Here is a 16,623-nt window from a genome sequence, read left to right as displayed (position 1 = left end):
CATGGGTTGCATAGTGTCGAGGCCGAGCACGACCGGGAAGGGCTGAACATGCTGGCATCCAAACGGATCCTCCTGATCCTTGGCGGTGGGATCGCGGCCTACAAATCGCTGGATCTGATCCGAAGGTTGAAGGAGCGCGGGGCGGCGGTGACCCCGGTCCTGACCCGCGCTGCCGAGGAATTCGTGACCCCCTTGTCCGTGTCTGCTCTGGCCGGTGAAAAAGCTTATCGTGATCTGTTCGACCTGACGGACGAGGCCGAGATGGGACATATCCAGCTGTCACGTTCGGCTGATCTGATCGTCGTGGCCCCGGCGACCGCGGATTTGATGGGAAAGATGGCCGGGGGTCTGGCCAATGATCTAGCATCGACGCTGTTGATGGCCACCGATACCCCTGTTTTATGTGCGCCGGCGATGAACGTGCGGATGTGGAACCATCCGGCAACGCGCCGGAACCACAAGCAGCTGATCGCGGACGGCGTCCGGTTTGTCGGACCCAATGACGGTGACATGGCTTGTGGCGAGTTCGGCCCCGGCCGCATGTCAGAACCTCTCGAAATCGTGGCGGCGGTCGAGTCTGCCTTGTCGGATGGCCCACTGAAGGGTAAGCGGATTCTCGTGACGTCGGGGCCGACGCATGAGCCGATTGATCCGGTTCGGTACATCGCAAACCGATCCTCGGGGGCGCAGGGGACGGCGATTGCCAACGCTTTGGCGGCCCTGGGGGCCGAAGTCGTTTTCGTAACCGGCCCCGCGGATGTGCCACCACCCCAGGGCGTCCAGGTTGTGCAGGTTGAGACTGCGCAACAAATGTCGGATGCGGTGGACGCGGCTCTGCCGGTGGATGCGGGCGTGTTTGCCGCAGCCGTGGCCGATTGGCGGGTAGACGGGGCATCAGACCGCAAGTTGAAGAAAAGCCGCGACGGAATGCCTGCACTGCAATTTGCCGAAAACCCGGACATCCTCAAACGGATTTCGCATCTGGAGACCGGCCGACCTAGCTTGGTCGTGGGTTTCGCCGCCGAGACGGATGATGTGATCGCCCACGCAACCGCCAAGCGGGCGCGCAAAGGGTGCGATTGGATTCTGGCCAATGATGTCAGTCCGGTGACCGGCATCATGGGTGGGGCCGAAAATGCGGTCGTGCTGATATCGGATGCGGGTGCCGAGGAGTGGCCGCGCATGGGCAAGGACGCAGTGGCCGTAAGGCTGGCGGAAAAGATCGCGGCCGCGCTGGCGCTGTGATGCGGTTGTTTGACAGAAGATGAAGGTTGGGATGCGCTGATGGTGGCAATCCGGGTGATCCGAGAAGACGGGGCCGATCCGGCCATTGCATTGCCGTCCTATGAAACGGCCGGGGCAGCCGGCGCGGATGTGCGGGCCAACCTGCCTGATCGAGGATCGATCACCCTTCAACCCGGTGAGCGCGCCTTGGTTCCGACCGGCCTGCGGGTAGAGATTCCGGATGGATATGAGATCCAGGTGCGTCCGCGCTCGGGACTTGCGTTGAAACACGGGATCACGCTGCCGAACGCACCGGGCACGATCGACAGCGACTATCGCGGTCCCTTGGGGGTGATCGTGCTGAATGCGGGTCAGGAAGCCTTTGAAATCGGACATGGCGACAGAATTGCGCAGCTTGTCGTGGCCCCGGTGATCCAGGCGCGGTTCGAGATGGCGGACAGCCTGCAGGAGTCGCAGCGCGGTTCCGGTGGGTTCGGATCCACGGGGCGCGCCTGATGGTTCTGGTACTGGCACTGGCAGCGGGGCTGTGGGGGCTTGGCTACCTCGCTGGTGCCTCGCGTACTGCCCGTTGGGTGTCGGTTTTGGTGTTGCTGGCAGGTGTGGTTCTGTCTCATCTGGTTTTGCCCGACGGGAACCCACTGCGCGAGGCCACAGGCGGCTCGGCCGCGATGTGGCTGATCCTGGGTGGCTTCGTTCTGCTGGCCATGGGTTATGGCGCTGTGGTGAAAGCCCTGAGGCGCCGGGCCAATCCACCGTCGGATATTCGACCGCACAGCCCATCTGACCAGTTCAGCGAAGCCGAACTGGAGCGCTATGCCCGTCACATCGTCCTGCGCGAGCTTGGTGGACCCGGGCAGAAACGGATGAAGACCGCTCGTGTATTGGTGATCGGGGCAGGTGGATTGGGCGCACCGGCGCTGCAGTACCTTGCCGCCGCCGGCGTGGGCACGATTGGCGTCATTGATGATGACGTCGTCGAGAATGCCAATCTGCAGCGGCAGGTCATCCATCGGGATGCAGACATCGGAATGCCCAAAGTCTTTTCTGCGCAGCAAGCAATGGAGGCGCAGAACCCCAATGTCATCGTTCGCCCCTATCACCGCCGCCTGACGGACGACATCGCGGCCGACCTGTTCGCGGATTATGACCTTATCCTCGACGGCACCGACAATTTCGAAACCCGGTATCTGACCAACCGCACCGCGGTGGCTTTGGGCAAGCCCCTGATCTCAGGCGCGCTGTCCCAATGGGAAGGCCAACTGAGCGTGTTTGACCCCGCCAACAACGCTCCCTGCTACCAATGCATTTTTCCCGAAGCGCCTGCGCCGGGTCTGGCGCCCTCCTGCGCCGAGGCCGGGGTGGTCGGGCCACTGCCGGGCGTGGTGGGGGCGATGATGGCGGTCGAGGCGGTCAAGGTAGTCACGGGGGCAGGTCAGGCCTTGCGTGGCGAGATGCTGATCTATGACGCGCTTTATGGCGAAAGCCGCAAGATCACCCTGTCCCGGCGGGACGATTGCCCGGTTTGCGGTCAACCCGTTTGATCGCGGCCACTGGACGATCTTGCCCGGCATTCCTAGCTTGACGCTTGAAGGAGACCCCAATGACCAATCCGATCCTGTCCGACTGGACGATCCCGTTCGAAATCGCGCCCTTTGCCGAAATCTCGGATGACGATTTTGCCCCTGCACTGGAAGCTGCTCTGCAGACCCATGCCGACGAGATCGACACCATCGCGACGAATACTCAGCCCGCGAGTTTTGCCAACACGATCGAAGCGCTGGAAGCGGCGGGCGAGGCCTTGAACAAGGTTCTGTCGGTGTTCTTCACGGTCGCTGGCGCAGACAGCAACCCGGAGCGCGAGGCGTTGCAACGGGAGTTTTCGCCCAAGCTTGCAGCGCATTTCGCCGCAATTTCCTCGAACAAGGCGCTGTTCCAGCGTGTGGACGACCTTTGGGCGAAACGAGATACGCTGGAACTGACCGAGGAACAGGATCGGGTTTTGATGCTCACCCATCGCGGGTTCGTCCGCTCGGGTGCAGCGCTGCACGGGGCGGAAGATGCCCGGATGCAGGAGATCAAGGCGCGTCTGGCGTCATTGGGCACCGCGTTCACGCAAAACCTGCTGGCAGACGAGCGTGGCTGGTTCATGGAGCTGACCGAAGATGATCTGGCGGGACTGCCGGGTTTCGTTGTCGATGCGGCTCACGCGGCCGGTCGGGAAAAAGGGGCCAAGGGGCCGGCTGTCACGTTGTCACGGTCTCTGATCGTGCCGTTCCTGCAGTTCTCGCCTCGTCGCGACTTGCGCGAAAAGGCTTACCGCGCCTGGGCGTCACGCGGGGCAAACGGAGGCGAGACCGACAACCGCGCGATTGCCGCCGAAATCCTTCAGCTGCGCGAGGAACGGGCCAAGCTGCTGGGCTATGACAGCTTTGCGGCCTTCAAGCTCGAGACCGAGATGGCCCGAACCCCCGAACGGGTGCGCGACTTGCTGATGCAGGTCTGGGCACCCGCCAAGGCCCGGGCCGAGGCCGACGCGGAGATCCTGACGCGGATGATGCAGGAGGATGGCGTCAACGGTCCGCTCGAACCCTGGGACTGGCGGTACTATGCCGCAAAACGGCGCAAGGCCGAGCATAATCTGGATGAGGCAGAACTCAAACCCTACCTGCAGCTGGAGCGCATGATCGAGGCTGCCTTTACCTGCGCCAACCGCTTGTTCGGGTTGGAGTTCGCGCCGTTGGACGTGCCGCTGTACCATCCGGATTGCCGAGCCTGGGAGGTGACCCGGCGTGGCAAACACGTTGCCGTATTCATCGGAGACTATTTTGCGCGTGGATCGAAACGGTCGGGTGCGTGGTGCAGCGCGATGCGGGCGCAGGCCAAGTTTCCCAAGGTCCAGACGCCAATCGTCATCAATGTTTGCAACTTCGCCAAGGGCGATCCGGCGCTGCTGTCATATGACGACGCACGGACCCTGTTTCATGAATTCGGGCACGCACTGCACCAGATGCTGTCGGATGTGACCTATGACAGCATCTCGGGGACCAGCGTTGCGCGGGATTTCGTGGAGCTGCCCAGCCAACTGTATGAGCATTGGCTGGAAGTACCGGAGGTTCTGGCCGAGTTCGCAACTCATGCCGAAACTGGAGCTCCGATGCCACCGCAACTGCTGGACAAAGTTCTGGGTGCCGCCAATTTCGATCAGGGTTTTCAGACGGTCGAATATGTCGCCTCGGCGCTGGTCGACCTGGCCTTTCACGACGGTCCGGCCCCGGCGGACCCCATGGCGAAGCAGGCTGAGGTTCTGGCCGAGATCGGGATGCCGCTTGCCATCGGTATGCGCCACGCGACGCCGCATTTCGCTCATGTATTTGCGGGTGATGGCTACAGCTCGGGTTACTACAGCTACATGTGGTCCGAAGTGATGGATGCCGACGCATTTGCTGCCTTCGAAGAGGCAGGAGGCGCGTTTGATCCCGAGCGGGCGCAGGCTCTGGAGGACAACATTCTGTCCAAAGGAGGCTCGAAGGAGGCCGAAGATCTCTATATGGCGTTCCGAGGCCGGTTGCCGGGTGTCGAAGCCCTGCTGAAAGGTCGGGGACTGGTGGACGCGTAGCGGTCGAATAGCGCTCGGCAAGACGGGGGCAGCGGCCCCCGATGGCCTTAGTACCCGAGTGCGCGGTCGACGAGATGCAGCAGCGGCCGTCCGGATTCGCTGCGTTGGATGTTTTCGCAAATCACCTGCGCAGCCGTTTCGGGCCGGGTTTCCGACGCGATATGCGGCGTGACAGTCACATTTGGATGCGCCCAGTACGGATGATCGGGGGGCAGCGGCTCGGCGCGGAACACATCCAGCGTGGCATGCCCCACTTGGCCGGTGTTCAGCGCCAGCAACAGCGCTTCGTCGTCAATCAGCGGGCCTCGGCCGGGGTTCAGTATGCGCGCACCTTTTGGCAGAAGTGCCAGAGTGTCCGCGTTCAGAGTGTTCTCCGTGGCTACCGTTTCAGGCAGCAGCAGGACGAGTATCTCGGCCTGGCTCAGGGCCACGCGCAGCCCGTCTGGTCCGTGCAGGCACGTGACACCAGACACGTCCTTGGCCGAACGGCTCCACCCTGTCACGTTGAAGCTCAACGCCGCCAGCGCCTGTGCCGCAGCCTGCCCCAGGGCGCCAAGTCCCAGAACGCAGACCGATCGCTGTGTGGCAAGCGGAGGCGGATCCGGGGCCCATTCCCCATCCTGGACCGTGATGTGTCGATCCATGCCCAGATGGTAGCGCAGAACGTGCCCCACGACCCATTCGGTCATGCCCTGGGTAAGACCGTGATCGACCATCCGGGCCAACGGCACGGTCAGCGTGTCGTTCGAGGCTATCTTCTCGACACCGGCCCATAGGCTGAGCACGGCCTTTGCGCGCGTGTAGGACGTGAAATCAAGCAGCCCGCCATTGGGTGCATAGACGATGTAATCCACCTGATCGGGCGGCAGGTCGGTTGCGATAGTGGCTTTGATCCCTGCATCGGCCAGCCCGGTGTTCAGCAAGGGCTCGTAAACCGGCCAAAGTGCCGGGCGGGCGGAAAACAGGACGTTCACGGACATGGTCGGCCTTTCGGATCAACGAGGACGGTGAATATGCGCGCTTTGCACGATGCCGAAGGCGGCCATCAGAACCAACATGGCCGAGCCCCCATAGCTGACCATCGGCAACGGAACACCGACCACCGGCGCCAGCCCCATGACCATCGACATGTTGACGGCGAAAAACAGGAAGAAGTTCAGCGAAATGCCCAGTGTCACCAACGATGAGTACCTGTCCTTGGTCGACAGCGCTGTGACGAGGCAGAAGATCAGGATCAGTCCGTAAAGCAGCAACAAGGTTGTGCCCCCGACAAAACCGAACTCTTCGGCCAGTGTCGTGAAGATGAAGTCGGTGTGCTTTTCGGGCAGGAAGTTCAGGCGTGACTGGGTGCCTTGCATGAAGCCTCGACCGTTCCAGCCGCCGGATCCCAGGGCAATCTTGGACTGGGTGATGTGATACCCCGCGCCCAACGGATCGGTCGAGGGGTCAAGGAATGTGTCGATGCGCCGGAACTGATAGTCCTTAAGCAACTGCCAATCGGTGCCACGGCTTTTGAACACCGTTGAAACCAAGCCGACACCCGCCGCGATGACCGCTGCGAAATAGGCCCAATGCACGCCCGCCAGAAACATCAGGCCTCCTCCGGCCGCCAACAGCAGGATTGCAGTTCCCAGGTCGGGCTGGCGCAGCACCATGAAGGTCGGGATCAGGATCAGGACAACCGGGATCAAGACCCAAATCGGGCGCGAGGTTTTGTAGGAGGGAAGCCAATCGTAGTAGGCCGCCAGCAACATGACCAAAGTCACCTTTGCCAGTTCGGAGGGCTGCAGGCGCATGAACCCCAGGTCGATCCAGCGTTGCGCGCCCATGCCGATGGTGCCGAACAGTTCGACGAACAGCAGAAGCCCCAAAGAAACAAGATAGGCGACGACGGACATGTTGCGCCAGAACCAGATCGGAACCAATGCGACGATAAACATGACCGTCAGGCCCAGGCCAAACCGTTCCATCTGTGGTTCCGCCCACGGCGACCACGAGCCGCCGGCCACCGAATACAGCATCAGAAAACCGGCACTTGCGACGCTGATCAGCAAAAGCGTCAGCGGCCAGTTCATGTACAGAACCTTGCGGATCCCCGTCGGCGTGGTCTTGACCGCATATTCAAGATAGCTCATGCGCGGTCCTTTTCGTCAGGGCGCGCTTTCGGGCGGCGATCACCTTCCAGACGTTTCTGCTGTTCCTTGATGCGGTCGCGGTCGGCCACGGGATATGCTTCCAGCGGCGGGGTGCCGTTGTACAGAGCCTGCAGCATCACGTCCCGGGCCACGGGGGCTGCAGCCTTCGAACCGCCGCCGCCATGTTCGACCACGACGGCCACCGCATATTTCGGATTGTCGTAAGGGGCAAAGCTGACATAAAGCGCGTGGTCCCGCCGTTCCCAGGGCAGGTCTTCGTTGCGGATGACCCCGGCGGCCCGTTCGGCCTTGGTGATGTTGCGCACCTGGCTGGTGCCCGTCTTGCCGGCCATGCGGAATTCGTCTGCGATGATCCGGCTGCGATAAGCGGTGCCGCGACGGTCGTTCGAGACCTTGTACATCGCGTTGCGCACCTGTTCCAAGTTGGCCGGATTGACGTCCAGCGGCTCGCCCGCGCCCGTAGGCTGTTCGACCCCGTCGACACTGCGGATCAGACGCGGTGTCACCGATCGGCCGGTCGCGATGCGTGCAGTCATGACGGCCAGTTGCATCGGCGAGGCCAACATGAAGCCCTGCCCAATCGAGGCATTTGCCGTGTCGCCGACCAGCCAGTCCTGTCCGTGGGTGGTCTGTTTCCATTCCTGGTTCGGCGCAAGGCCAGCCGCCACGGCGGACATCGGCAGGTCGTGTTTGATGCCGAGGCCGAATTTGCGCGCCATGTCCGAAATCTTGTCGATCCCGACCCGCAGGGCGACGTCGTAATAGTAGACGTCGCAACTGCGCTTCAACGAGGTCTCCAGATCGACCATCCCGTGTCCGCCGCGCTTCCAGCAGTGGAATCGACGGCTGCCCACCTTCAGGTAGCCGGGACAATAGACGGTGTTGCCCGGACCGACGACGCCGGCCTCGAGCGCGGCCAGCGCGGTGATCATCTTGAAGGTCGAACCGGGCGGGTAGGTGCCCTGAACCGTCTTGTTGGCCAGCGGGCGGTGGTTGTCCTGGGTCAGAGCCTGGTAATCCGCGACCGATATCCCTCGCACGAACAGATTGGGGTCGAAGCTGGGGGTCGAGCTGATGGCCCGCAGATCGCCCGTCTCACAGTCGATCACGACCACGGCGGCGCTTTCTCCGGCCAGCCGGGCCTGTGCGTATTCCTGCAGGTCGGCGTCGATGGTCAATTGCAGGTCGGCGCCGGGCTGGCCCTCGCGGCGGTCAAGTTCCCGCATCACCCGGCCGGTCGCGTTGACCTCGACGCGCTTGGCGCCCGCCTTGCCGCGCAGCAGGTCTTCCTTCTTGGCCTCAAGCCCGACCTTGCCGATCTGAAAGCGCGGGATCATCAGAACCGGCTCGGGGTCTTCCATCTTGCTCAGGTCATAGTCGCTGACAGGTCCGACATACCCGACCACATGGGCGAAATCCTCGTAGCGGGGATATTGGCGGGTCAGTCCGACCTCGGGCGTGACGCCGGGAAGGGCGGGGGCATTGATCGCCACCTTCGAGATATCTTCCCAGGTGACTTGGTCGGCCAGCGTAACCGGCAGAAACGGCGCCGTGCGTTTCATCTCGGCTTTGGCCCGCTCGATCTCGTCTTCGTTCAGCGGGATCAGCTGTGACAGTTTGGCAATGACCTTGTCGACGTCGCCGGCATCCTCGCGCACGATCACGATGCGGTAGGACGGCGCATTCTGCCCGATGATCTGACCATTGCGGTCATAAATGCGCCCTCGGGTCGGCGGAATGAGCCGGATGTTGATGCGGTTTTCTTCGGCCAACAGGCGATATTGGTCGGCCTGATCGACCTGCATGTAACGCATGCGGGCCGCCAGGCCGCCGACGAATGCGAATTGCATGCCACCCAGCACCAGCGCGCGCCGGGTCAGCCTTTTGTATGCGGCACCTTGTGTTTTGGGTGTGCGTTTCATGAGCGTGTTCCCACAGTGGCAACATCTACCGCAGATGGCCTGCGGACGCCAAATATGGTTTGGCTGAATGCAACGACAAGCGGGTAGGCGAGGACCGTGAAGACCACTTGGACAAATACCGGGCCAATGCTGGCCTGACTGACGGACAGCAGCGCCAGAACTGTCCGGTTGAAGGCAAAGATTGCCGCGATGACGACGCCCACCGTCGTCCACTCGCCCACGAATCCGACGTCGCGCATTCCGGGGCCTGCCGATCGCAGATAGGCAGAACCGATGACGACGGATGCCGCCAGCAGTCCCGGCGGCCGTTGCAGCAACAGGTCGGCCATCAGCATGACCGCAGCTATGCTGAGTGTCGGTACATATTCCGGCCGCCTGAGGACCCATGCAAAGGTCAGGCAGATCAGGAAGTCAGGAAAGGGCAGACGACCCGGTTGCGTGTTCAGAGGCAACAGGTGAAAGAACATCACCGTCAGAGCGAGGAACAGGTACAGGCCCCGCATCAGCCATGGACGTGACGCGGCGCTATCCATCGGCGGCCTCCTCGGTCGGGAGAAGAGCCTCGGGGCGCGGAGGTCCGACGATGCCGCCCGGGTCTCGGATCGGGGCGGCCGAGTGGTAGCGCAGGACGCGCAGGAATTCCAAACGCTCGAAATCCGCGGACAGTCGGACGCGCAGACGCCCCCCTGGATCGGCGGCGATCTGGCCGATCAGAAGGCCCGCAGGAAATACGCCGCCGTCGCCTGAGGTCACCACACGGTCGCCGGGTCGCACCAGTTCACGGCTTTCAAGAAACTCGACGGCTGGGGCAGGGGTATTGTCACCGGTAATCAGCGCGGTCTGGCCCGAGGGCTGGATCGTGGCGGGAATCGCGCTCGAGGCGTCGGTCAACAGGATGACCCGCGCGGTATCCGGGCCAACGCCAGAAATCCGGCCCACCAGCCCGATGCCGTCCATTGCGGCCCAGCCGTCGACGATCCCGTCACGCTCGCCGACGTTCAGTAAGACAGATTGCCGAAATGGCGAGCCGCTGTCGGCCATGACGACCCCGGTAATATAAGTCAGACGCGGATCCAGTCGAACGTTGTTCAGGTCCAGAAGCCGCGCGTTTTCCTGCTCCAGCTGCAGGGCCGCCTCTTTCCAGGCGCGCATGCGGCGCAGTTCACTGCGCAGTTCCTGGTTCTGCTCGCTCAGCCTTTGGTAGCTTTGGAAATCCCGTACGAGGTTAATCGCGGCCGTGACCGGAACCATCGCCCATTCCATCGAGGGCACAACGGCATCCACCACTTGGGCTCGGAACCTTTCGACCCGCGGGCTGTCGATGCGCCAAATCAGGAATATGCCCAGCAGACACAGAACAAGGATCCCCATGAACAAGCGGCGCAAGGGGGTGGTGTAGTCGTCGCGCTGTGCTCGGTCTTTTGCCACAGGACTCCTTCCCGTGCTGCTCGTGCCCGATCTTGAACCCTCAGATCAGAGGGTGCGCGCCTTAGCTTTCGTAGTCAATCGCGTGGCGCAGCTGTTTTTCGTATTCCAGTGCCTTGCCGGTGCCCAAAGCCACACAATTCAGGCTTTCGTCGGCAATCGACACGGCCAATCCGGTCTGTTCGCGCAGGGCCAGGTCCAGATCACCCAGCAGCGCGCCGCCACCGGTCAGCATCACGCCCCGGTCCACGATGTCCGCGGCCAGATCCGGCGGGGTGGTTTCTAGCGCGGTCATCACCGCCTCGCAGATCTGCTGGACGGGTTCCGACAGCGCCTCGGCCACCTGGGCCTGGCTGATCTCGATTTCTTTGGGAACACCGTTCAGAAGGTCGCGCCCGCGGATGTGCATCGACTGCCCGCGCCCGTCATCGGGCATCCGGGCGGTGCCGATGGTGGTCTTGATCCGCTCGGCGGTGGATTCGCCCACCAGCAGGTTCTGCTGACGACGCAGGTACGAGATGATCGCCTCGTCCATGCGGTCGCCCCCCACGCGGACTGAGCGAGCATAGACGATGTCTCCCAGCGACAGGACAGCCACTTCGGTGGTTCCGCCGCCGATATCCACGACCATGTTGCCGGTGGGATCGGTGATCGGCATCCCGGCTCCGATGGCGGCGGCAATCGGCTCGGCGATCAGACCCGCGCGCCGCGCGCCTGCTGACAGAACCGATTGACGGATTGCGCGTTTTTCAACCGGCGTTGCCCCATGGGGAACGCAGACGATGATCTTGGGCTTCGAGAAGGTCGAACGCTTGTGCACCTTGCGGATGAAGTGCTTGATCATCTCCTCCGCGGTGTCGAAATCGGCGATCACCCCTTCGCGCATGGGGCGGATGGCCTCGATCGAGCCGGGGGTGCGGCCCAGCATCAGCTTGGCGTCCTCGCCCACGGCCAGAACCTTCTTGACCCCATCCTTGACATGGTAGGCAACAACCGAGGGTTCCGACAGGATCACACCACGCCCCTTGACGTAGACCAGCGTGTTGGCCGTCCCGAGGTCGATGGCCATATCCGCTGTGAACAGGCCGCCCAAACTGTCAAAGATCCCCATATTCCCCTGATCCTGTCTGTCAGATGTTTTCTACTGCCCGCGACTCGACGGTTCCGGGACGGATGACTTATAGGGTGCCATGACGCCCGGTTAAAGGCCTGATTCCGCGTGAATCAGCACCTTTCCGCCTCTTTGACAGGGACTTTAGAAGGCAACATGCTCTCATATCAACACATTTACCACGCGGGAAATCTGGCGGACGTGCAAAAGCACGCTTTGTTGGCATGGATGCTGGACTACATGACCCGCAAGGACAAGCCGATCAGCTATCTAGAGACCCATTCGGGGCGTGGTCTGTACCACCTCGATGCGGCCGAGGCCGTGCAGACCGGAGAGGCGGCGGCAGGGATCGGGCGCGCGCTGAGCAACGGGTGGTTTGCCGACGATCACCCGCTGGCACGCGCGTTGCACGCGGTCCAGGCGCAGTTTGGCGAAACGGCCTACCCGGGCTCGCCGATGATTGCGGCAAGCCTGCTGCGTCCGCAGGACAGTCTGCATTTCGCCGAGCTTCATCCGCAGGAATACGCAGCGTCGAAAAATGCGCTGACCGGGCGCGGTGCCAAGACCTACAGACAGGACGGGTTCGAGCTGGCTCAGTCGGTTCTGCCGCCCACGCCTCGGCGCGGGATGATGCTGATTGACCCTAGCTACGAGGTAAAGGCGGACTATGGCCGCCTGCCGGGGCTGATCGCCAAGTATCACCGCAAGTGGAACGTGGGTCTCATTACCCTGTGGTACCCGATACTGACGGACGATCGCCACGTTCCTATGGTGTCGGCACTGAAAGGCTTGGATCTTCCCAAGACGTTCGTGCACGAAGTTCGGTTTCCGCCCGCGCGTGAGGGTCACCGGATGATCGGTTCGGGCATGTTCGTGGTCAACGCGCCCTTCGGGATCGAAGACGAAGCGGCGCGTCTTTCCGACCTGTTCGCAAAGATCTGACGGCGCTTCGGGGGCGCGAAGGCCTCCCGCCCCGTCTGACAGCATCAAAGATGCCGCCAAACGTGTTGGGCCCGGCACCGCGCCTTGGCGCGGTGCCGGGCCCAAGTCCGTCAGGCTGCGCGGCGAAGCCGGGCTGCCGCGGGCGCGGGAGCCCTGCCTGCCATGTCTGATCAGGTCAGATCCTTGTAGCTGATCTCGCGCGCATCCGCGCCCGGGCCGGCCTTTTCGCGGCGCATGATCAGACGGTTCAGCGCGCTGATATAGGCCTTGGCCGACGCCACCACGGTATCCGTGTTCGCGGATTGGCCCGTGGCGATCATGCCGTCTTCCTCCAGGCGTACGGAAACAGTGGCCTGTGCGTCGGTGCCCTCGGTGACGGCATGCACCTGGTAGAGCTGCAGATGCGCCTTGTTCGGGTGGATGGCCCGGATCGCCTTGAAGGTCGCGTCGACCGGTCCGTCGCCGTGCTCGGTGGCGATGACATCCTTGCCGTCGACCTCCAGTTCGACCGTCGCTTCGGCCTGACCGCCGGTGCCGCAGGTGACTTTCATCGAGACCAGCTGCAGGTGGTCGTTGGCCTCGTCATCTGCACTCATCAGCGCGATCAGGTCGTCGTCGAACACCTCTTTCTTGCGGTCGGCCAGATCCTTGAACCGCACGAAGATGTCCTTGAGCTGGTTGTCCCCGATCTCATAGCCGAGTGTCTCCAGTTTGTCGCGCAGCGCGGCCCGGCCGGAATGCTTGCCCAACGGAAGCGAGGTGCCTGAAAGGCCGATATCCTCGGGGCGCATGATCTCGAAATTCTCGCGGTTCTTCAGCATGCCATCCTGATGGATGCCGCTTTCATGTGCGAAGGCGTTCTTGCCGACGATAGCCTTGTTGAACTGCACCGGAAAGCCCGAAACCGTCGCCACCCGACGCGAGATGTGCATGATCTTGGTGGTGTCGATGCCCGTCTTCCACGGCATGATGTCGTTGCGGGTGCGCAGGGCCATCACGACCTCTTCCAGCGCAGTATTGCCCGCGCGTTCGCCCAGGCCGTTGATCGTGCATTCGATCTGCCGGGCCCCGCCTGCAACGGCGGCCAGAGAGTTGGCGGTCGCCATTCCAAGGTCGTTGTGGCAATGGGTGGCGAAAACCACTTCGTCCGCGCCCGGAACGGTTTCGATCAGACGTTTGATCAGGTCCGCGCTTTCAATCGGCGCGGTGTAGCCTACCGTATCGGGAATGTTGATCGTGGTCGCGCCGGCCTTGATCGCAATCTCGATCACGCGGCACAGGTAATCCCATTCGGTCCGGGTCGCATCCATCGGCGACCATTGCACGTCTTCGCAAAGATTGCGGGCGTGGCTGACGGTCTCGTGGATCTTTTCGGCCATCTCGTCCTGCGTCAGGTTCGGAATGGCGCGGTGCAGCGGCGAGGTGCCGATGAAGGTGTGGATCCGGTTCTTTTCGGCGTGTTTCACCGCCTCCCAGCAGCGGTCGATATCGGCGAAATTGGCGCGCGCCAGGCCGCAGATGCGGGCGTTCTTGGACCGCTGCGCGATTTCCGAAACGGCCTTGAAATCACCCTCAGAGGCGATCGGAAAGCCGGCCTCGATGATGTCGACGCCCATGTCATCCAGAAGCTCGGCGATTTCCAGCTTTTCGTCATGGGTCATGGTGGCGCCGGGGCTTTGCTCGCCGTCGCGCAAAGTGGTGTCAAAGATCAAGACGCGGTCTTGGTCGGTCACGTTGGTCATGGGAGTCACTTTCTTGTCTGTCCTAAAGCCATTGGCGCGCAGGCGTCCTCCTCTGAGCGGGCGCGCCGGATGGCACGCTCAGAGGCGGATTAGGATCAGTAGGCCACGCAGAGCAGCGCCGGCGGAAGCGGCGAAAGCAAAAGGGATATCTGCGCGGTTGATCATGGGTCCGAGGTTATACACCCCGAACCGGGAATGAAAAGAAGGAAAATGCGCGGCCGTCTGATTTCGCGAAGGGATCGGAAACGGGGATTGATTGCGTGGGCAACTCCGCTAGCTGGAGGGCGATGAGAAATGCTTTGGTCATAGGTTCAAGCGGCGGGATAGGCCGGGCCGTCTGCAACGAGCTTCTGTCGCGGTCGGTCCATGTTGTTGGTCTGTCGCGGTCGGAAAACGGGCTGGATCTGATGCAGCCGGAACTGGTCGACGAGATGCTGGGCCGGATCAAGGGGCCGTTCGACCTTGTTCTGGTCGCGTCCGGCGCGCTCGAGATCGACGGGGCGGAACCGGAAAAGACCATTCGGGCGGTTTCGGCCAACGCCATGATGGATCAGTTCGCCCTGAACGCAGTGGGACCGGCGCTGGTTCTGAAACACGCGCATCGCCTGTTGCCGCGCAATGGCCGGGCGGTGTTTGCGGTGCTGTCGGCGCGCGTGGGCTCGATCGGGGACAACCGTCTGGGCGGCTGGGTCAGCTATCGCGCGGCCAAGGCGGCGGTGAACCAGATCGTGCACACGGCCGCAATTGAACTGGCCCGAACCCACAAGGATGCGATCTGCGTCGCCCTGCACCCCGGAACGGTCAAGACCCCGTTCACGCAGAAATACCTGGGCCGCCATCCCGCGGTCGAGCCGAGTGACGCCGCCCAAAACCTTCTGCGGGTTGTGGATGGTCTGACGGCTGATCAGACCGGCCAGTTCTTCGACTGGGCCGGCCAACCGGTTCCCTGGTAGCGGGCTATCCGTCCGATGGGGTGACTTCCGGGTCCTGTTCGGCCTCAGGCGCCTGCGGCTCGTTGCCCGATGGTTGTGCCGCGCCTGCTTCCGACAGAGCGCCGTTTTCCCACGTGCCGCTTTCCTCTTCGCCATTTGCATAGCGCATTGTTCCAGAGCCCTGGCGTTTGCCGTTCACGAAGTTGCCTTCATAGACATCGCCATTTGCATATGTCGCGACACCTGAGCCGGTGATTTTGCCGTCGGTCCACTGGCCGGAATACTTGAAGCCATTCGCCATCACGACCTCGCCCTCGCCATGGCGCTGACCGTTCTGGAAGTCACCTGTGTAGACCGTTCCATCCGCGTAGGTGGCGGTGCCCTTGCCTTGACGCACGCCGTCTACCCATTCGCCATCGTAGCGAGACCCGTCGGCACGGGTCAGAACGCCGGTGCCGTGCGTTCGGGCATTCTTGAACTGTCCTTTGTAGATCGTGCCGTTCGTGTAGGTCGCGGTGCCCTGACCTTCGATCACCCCCGCAACCCAGTCGCCGTCATAGGACGACCCGTCGGGATAGGTGATCCGGCCTTTGCCATCGGCGAGGTCCGCCTTGAAGTCACCGACATAGACCGAGCCGTCGGGATAGGTCAGTTCGCCCAACCCTTCGATCTGACCGTTTTTCCAATCTCCGGTGTAGACATAGCCGTCGGTGCCAGTGAACGTACCCTTGCCGTGTCGGCGGTCGTCGACGAAATCGCCTTCGTAGGTATCGCCGTTCGCGTAGGTCGCCTTTCCCTTGCCCTGCCGGCGCCCGTCCACCAGGGCGCCTTCGTAAACATCACCGTTGGCCTGTTTCAGTACGCCGGTTCCGGTGATCCGGTCCTCGGTCCATTCGCCGGAATAGATCATGCCGTCGGGCAAGGTCAGCGATCCGTTGCCCTGACGCTGGCCGGCAACGATATCGCCTTCGTATACCGCGCCGTCCGCATAGGTGATCTTGGCTTTGCCCTGGCGAACGCCGTCCACCCAGTCGCCATCATAGACATAGCCGCCGGGGTCGGTCATGACGCCCTTGCCGTCATGCTGGGCATTCTTGAAGCCACCTTCGTAACGCATTCCGTTCGCGTATTGCGCGATGCCGGTTCCGTTTATGGCGCCGTCGGTCCAGTCGCCCTCGTAGGTGCCGCCGTCGGCAAAGGTGATCTTGCCTTTGCCGTGCGGGCGACCTTTGACGAAATCGCCCTCGTAGACCGATCCATTGGCGTAACGTGCCACGCCTTTGCCCTGAATTTCTCCTTCGACCCACTCACCGGTGTATTCAAAGCCGTCGGGTAGGCGATAGGTGCCGGTTCCGTGACGCAGCCCGTTTTCAAAGGTGCCTTCGTAGACCCCGCCCACATCGTCATCTGCGGTGATGATCTGGCCCTGCTGCGCGGACGCGTTCTGTGCGGCGATGCCCATTGCGGCAACGGCAATCGTTGTACGAAAAGCGTTCATGGTAGTCCCTGCCTGCCCGATTGTCCCGTGGTGC

The 16,623-nt window shown here is 62.5% G+C and carries 14 protein-coding genes; 6 read left to right on the top strand and 8 right to left on the bottom strand.

Translation table 11 applies throughout. The features are described from left to right. The first annotated feature begins 48 nt into the window (after window positions 1–48). Genes coaBC through AC2FML_RS15350 form a run of 4 tightly spaced genes read left to right on the top strand, consistent with a single transcriptional unit; the run spans window position 49 to window position 4,861 of the window. Window positions 49–1,245 carry a bifunctional phosphopantothenoylcysteine decarboxylase/phosphopantothenate--cysteine ligase CoaBC gene (coaBC, locus tag AC2FML_RS15365; RefSeq protein ID WP_170342599.1) on the top strand — a complete coding sequence of 399 codons (1,197 nt, stop codon included), beginning with the start codon at window positions 49–51 and terminating at the stop codon, window positions 1,243–1,245. 39 nt (window positions 1,246–1,284) lie between these two features. Continuing rightward, window positions 1,285–1,740, top strand: a complete 456-nt coding sequence (gene dut / locus AC2FML_RS15360) for a dUTP diphosphatase (protein WP_170342597.1) — start codon at window positions 1,285–1,287, stop codon at window positions 1,738–1,740. After that, a complete protein-coding gene (locus AC2FML_RS15355; protein ID WP_170438457.1) occupies window positions 1,740–2,786 on the top strand; it encodes a HesA/MoeB/ThiF family protein in 1,047 nt (348 codons plus the stop codon). The genes dut and AC2FML_RS15355 overlap by 1 nt, the downstream gene beginning before the upstream one ends. Window positions 2,787–2,845: 59 nt before the next feature. Then, on the top strand, window positions 2,846–4,861 hold the full coding sequence (locus AC2FML_RS15350) for a M3 family metallopeptidase (RefSeq protein ID WP_496783793.1): 2,016 nt from the start codon (window positions 2,846–2,848) through the stop codon (window positions 4,859–4,861). A 47-nt stretch (window positions 4,862–4,908) separates the two neighbouring features. Here the strand turns inward: AC2FML_RS15350 and AC2FML_RS15345 are convergent, their stop codons facing one another. The 6 genes from AC2FML_RS15345 to AC2FML_RS15320 form a co-directional block, all read right to left on the bottom strand. Continuing rightward, window positions 4,909–5,841: a 2-hydroxyacid dehydrogenase gene (locus AC2FML_RS15345; RefSeq protein ID WP_496783792.1), complete on the bottom strand. Its 933-nt coding sequence runs from the start codon at window positions 5,839–5,841 to the stop codon at window positions 4,909–4,911. A 15-nt stretch (window positions 5,842–5,856) separates the two neighbouring features. Continuing rightward, a complete protein-coding gene (gene rodA, locus AC2FML_RS15340; RefSeq protein WP_170460916.1) occupies window positions 5,857–6,996 on the bottom strand; it encodes a rod shape-determining protein RodA in 1,140 nt (379 codons plus the stop codon). Further along, window positions 6,993–8,939 (bottom strand): penicillin-binding protein 2, encoded by a 1,947-nt coding sequence (mrdA, locus tag AC2FML_RS15335; RefSeq protein WP_170360207.1) that lies wholly within the window; start codon window positions 8,937–8,939, stop codon window positions 6,993–6,995. Before mrdA ends, rodA begins: the two co-directional genes overlap by 4 nt. Continuing rightward, a complete protein-coding gene (locus AC2FML_RS15330) occupies window positions 8,936–9,472 on the bottom strand; it encodes a rod shape-determining protein MreD (protein WP_496783791.1) in 537 nt (178 codons plus the stop codon). Before AC2FML_RS15330 ends, mrdA begins: the two co-directional genes overlap by 4 nt. Continuing rightward, on the bottom strand, window positions 9,465–10,367 hold the full coding sequence (gene mreC / locus AC2FML_RS15325) for a rod shape-determining protein MreC (protein WP_170365324.1): 903 nt from the start codon (window positions 10,365–10,367) through the stop codon (window positions 9,465–9,467). The genes AC2FML_RS15330 and mreC overlap by 8 nt, the downstream gene beginning before the upstream one ends. Window positions 10,368–10,428: 61 nt before the next feature. Then, complete coding sequence (locus AC2FML_RS15320) at window positions 10,429–11,475, bottom strand: rod shape-determining protein (RefSeq protein WP_093963423.1); 1,047 nt, start codon at window positions 11,473–11,475, stop codon at window positions 10,429–10,431. A 156-nt stretch (window positions 11,476–11,631) separates the two neighbouring features. Between AC2FML_RS15320 and AC2FML_RS15315 the strand changes: the two genes are divergently transcribed. Continuing rightward, a complete protein-coding gene (locus AC2FML_RS15315) occupies window positions 11,632–12,417 on the top strand; it encodes a 23S rRNA (adenine(2030)-N(6))-methyltransferase RlmJ (protein ID WP_496783790.1) in 786 nt (261 codons plus the stop codon). 170 nt (window positions 12,418–12,587) lie between these two features. On the opposite strand, the gene AC2FML_RS15310 is transcribed toward AC2FML_RS15315, so the two are convergent. Then, window positions 12,588–14,159 carry a 2-isopropylmalate synthase gene (locus AC2FML_RS15310; protein ID WP_480637492.1) on the bottom strand — a complete coding sequence of 524 codons (1,572 nt, stop codon included), beginning with the start codon at window positions 14,157–14,159 and terminating at the stop codon, window positions 12,588–12,590. A 287-nt stretch (window positions 14,160–14,446) separates the two neighbouring features. Between AC2FML_RS15310 and AC2FML_RS15305 the strand changes: the two genes are divergently transcribed. Continuing rightward, window positions 14,447–15,112: an SDR family NAD(P)-dependent oxidoreductase gene (locus AC2FML_RS15305; protein ID WP_496783789.1), complete on the top strand. Its 666-nt coding sequence runs from the start codon at window positions 14,447–14,449 to the stop codon at window positions 15,110–15,112. Window positions 15,113–15,116: 4 nt separating this feature from the next. On the opposite strand, the gene AC2FML_RS15300 is transcribed toward AC2FML_RS15305, so the two are convergent. Continuing rightward, complete coding sequence (locus AC2FML_RS15300; RefSeq protein WP_496783788.1) at window positions 15,117–16,589, bottom strand: MORN repeat-containing protein; 1,473 nt, start codon at window positions 16,587–16,589, stop codon at window positions 15,117–15,119. Between the last annotated feature and the right edge of the window lie 34 nt (window positions 16,590–16,623).

The sequence above is a fragment of the Ruegeria sp. BHSC029 genome (assembly GCF_059613085.1).
The sequence above is the reverse complement of the archived record's forward strand: the minus strand, read 5'-3'. Positions and strand labels throughout refer to the sequence as shown.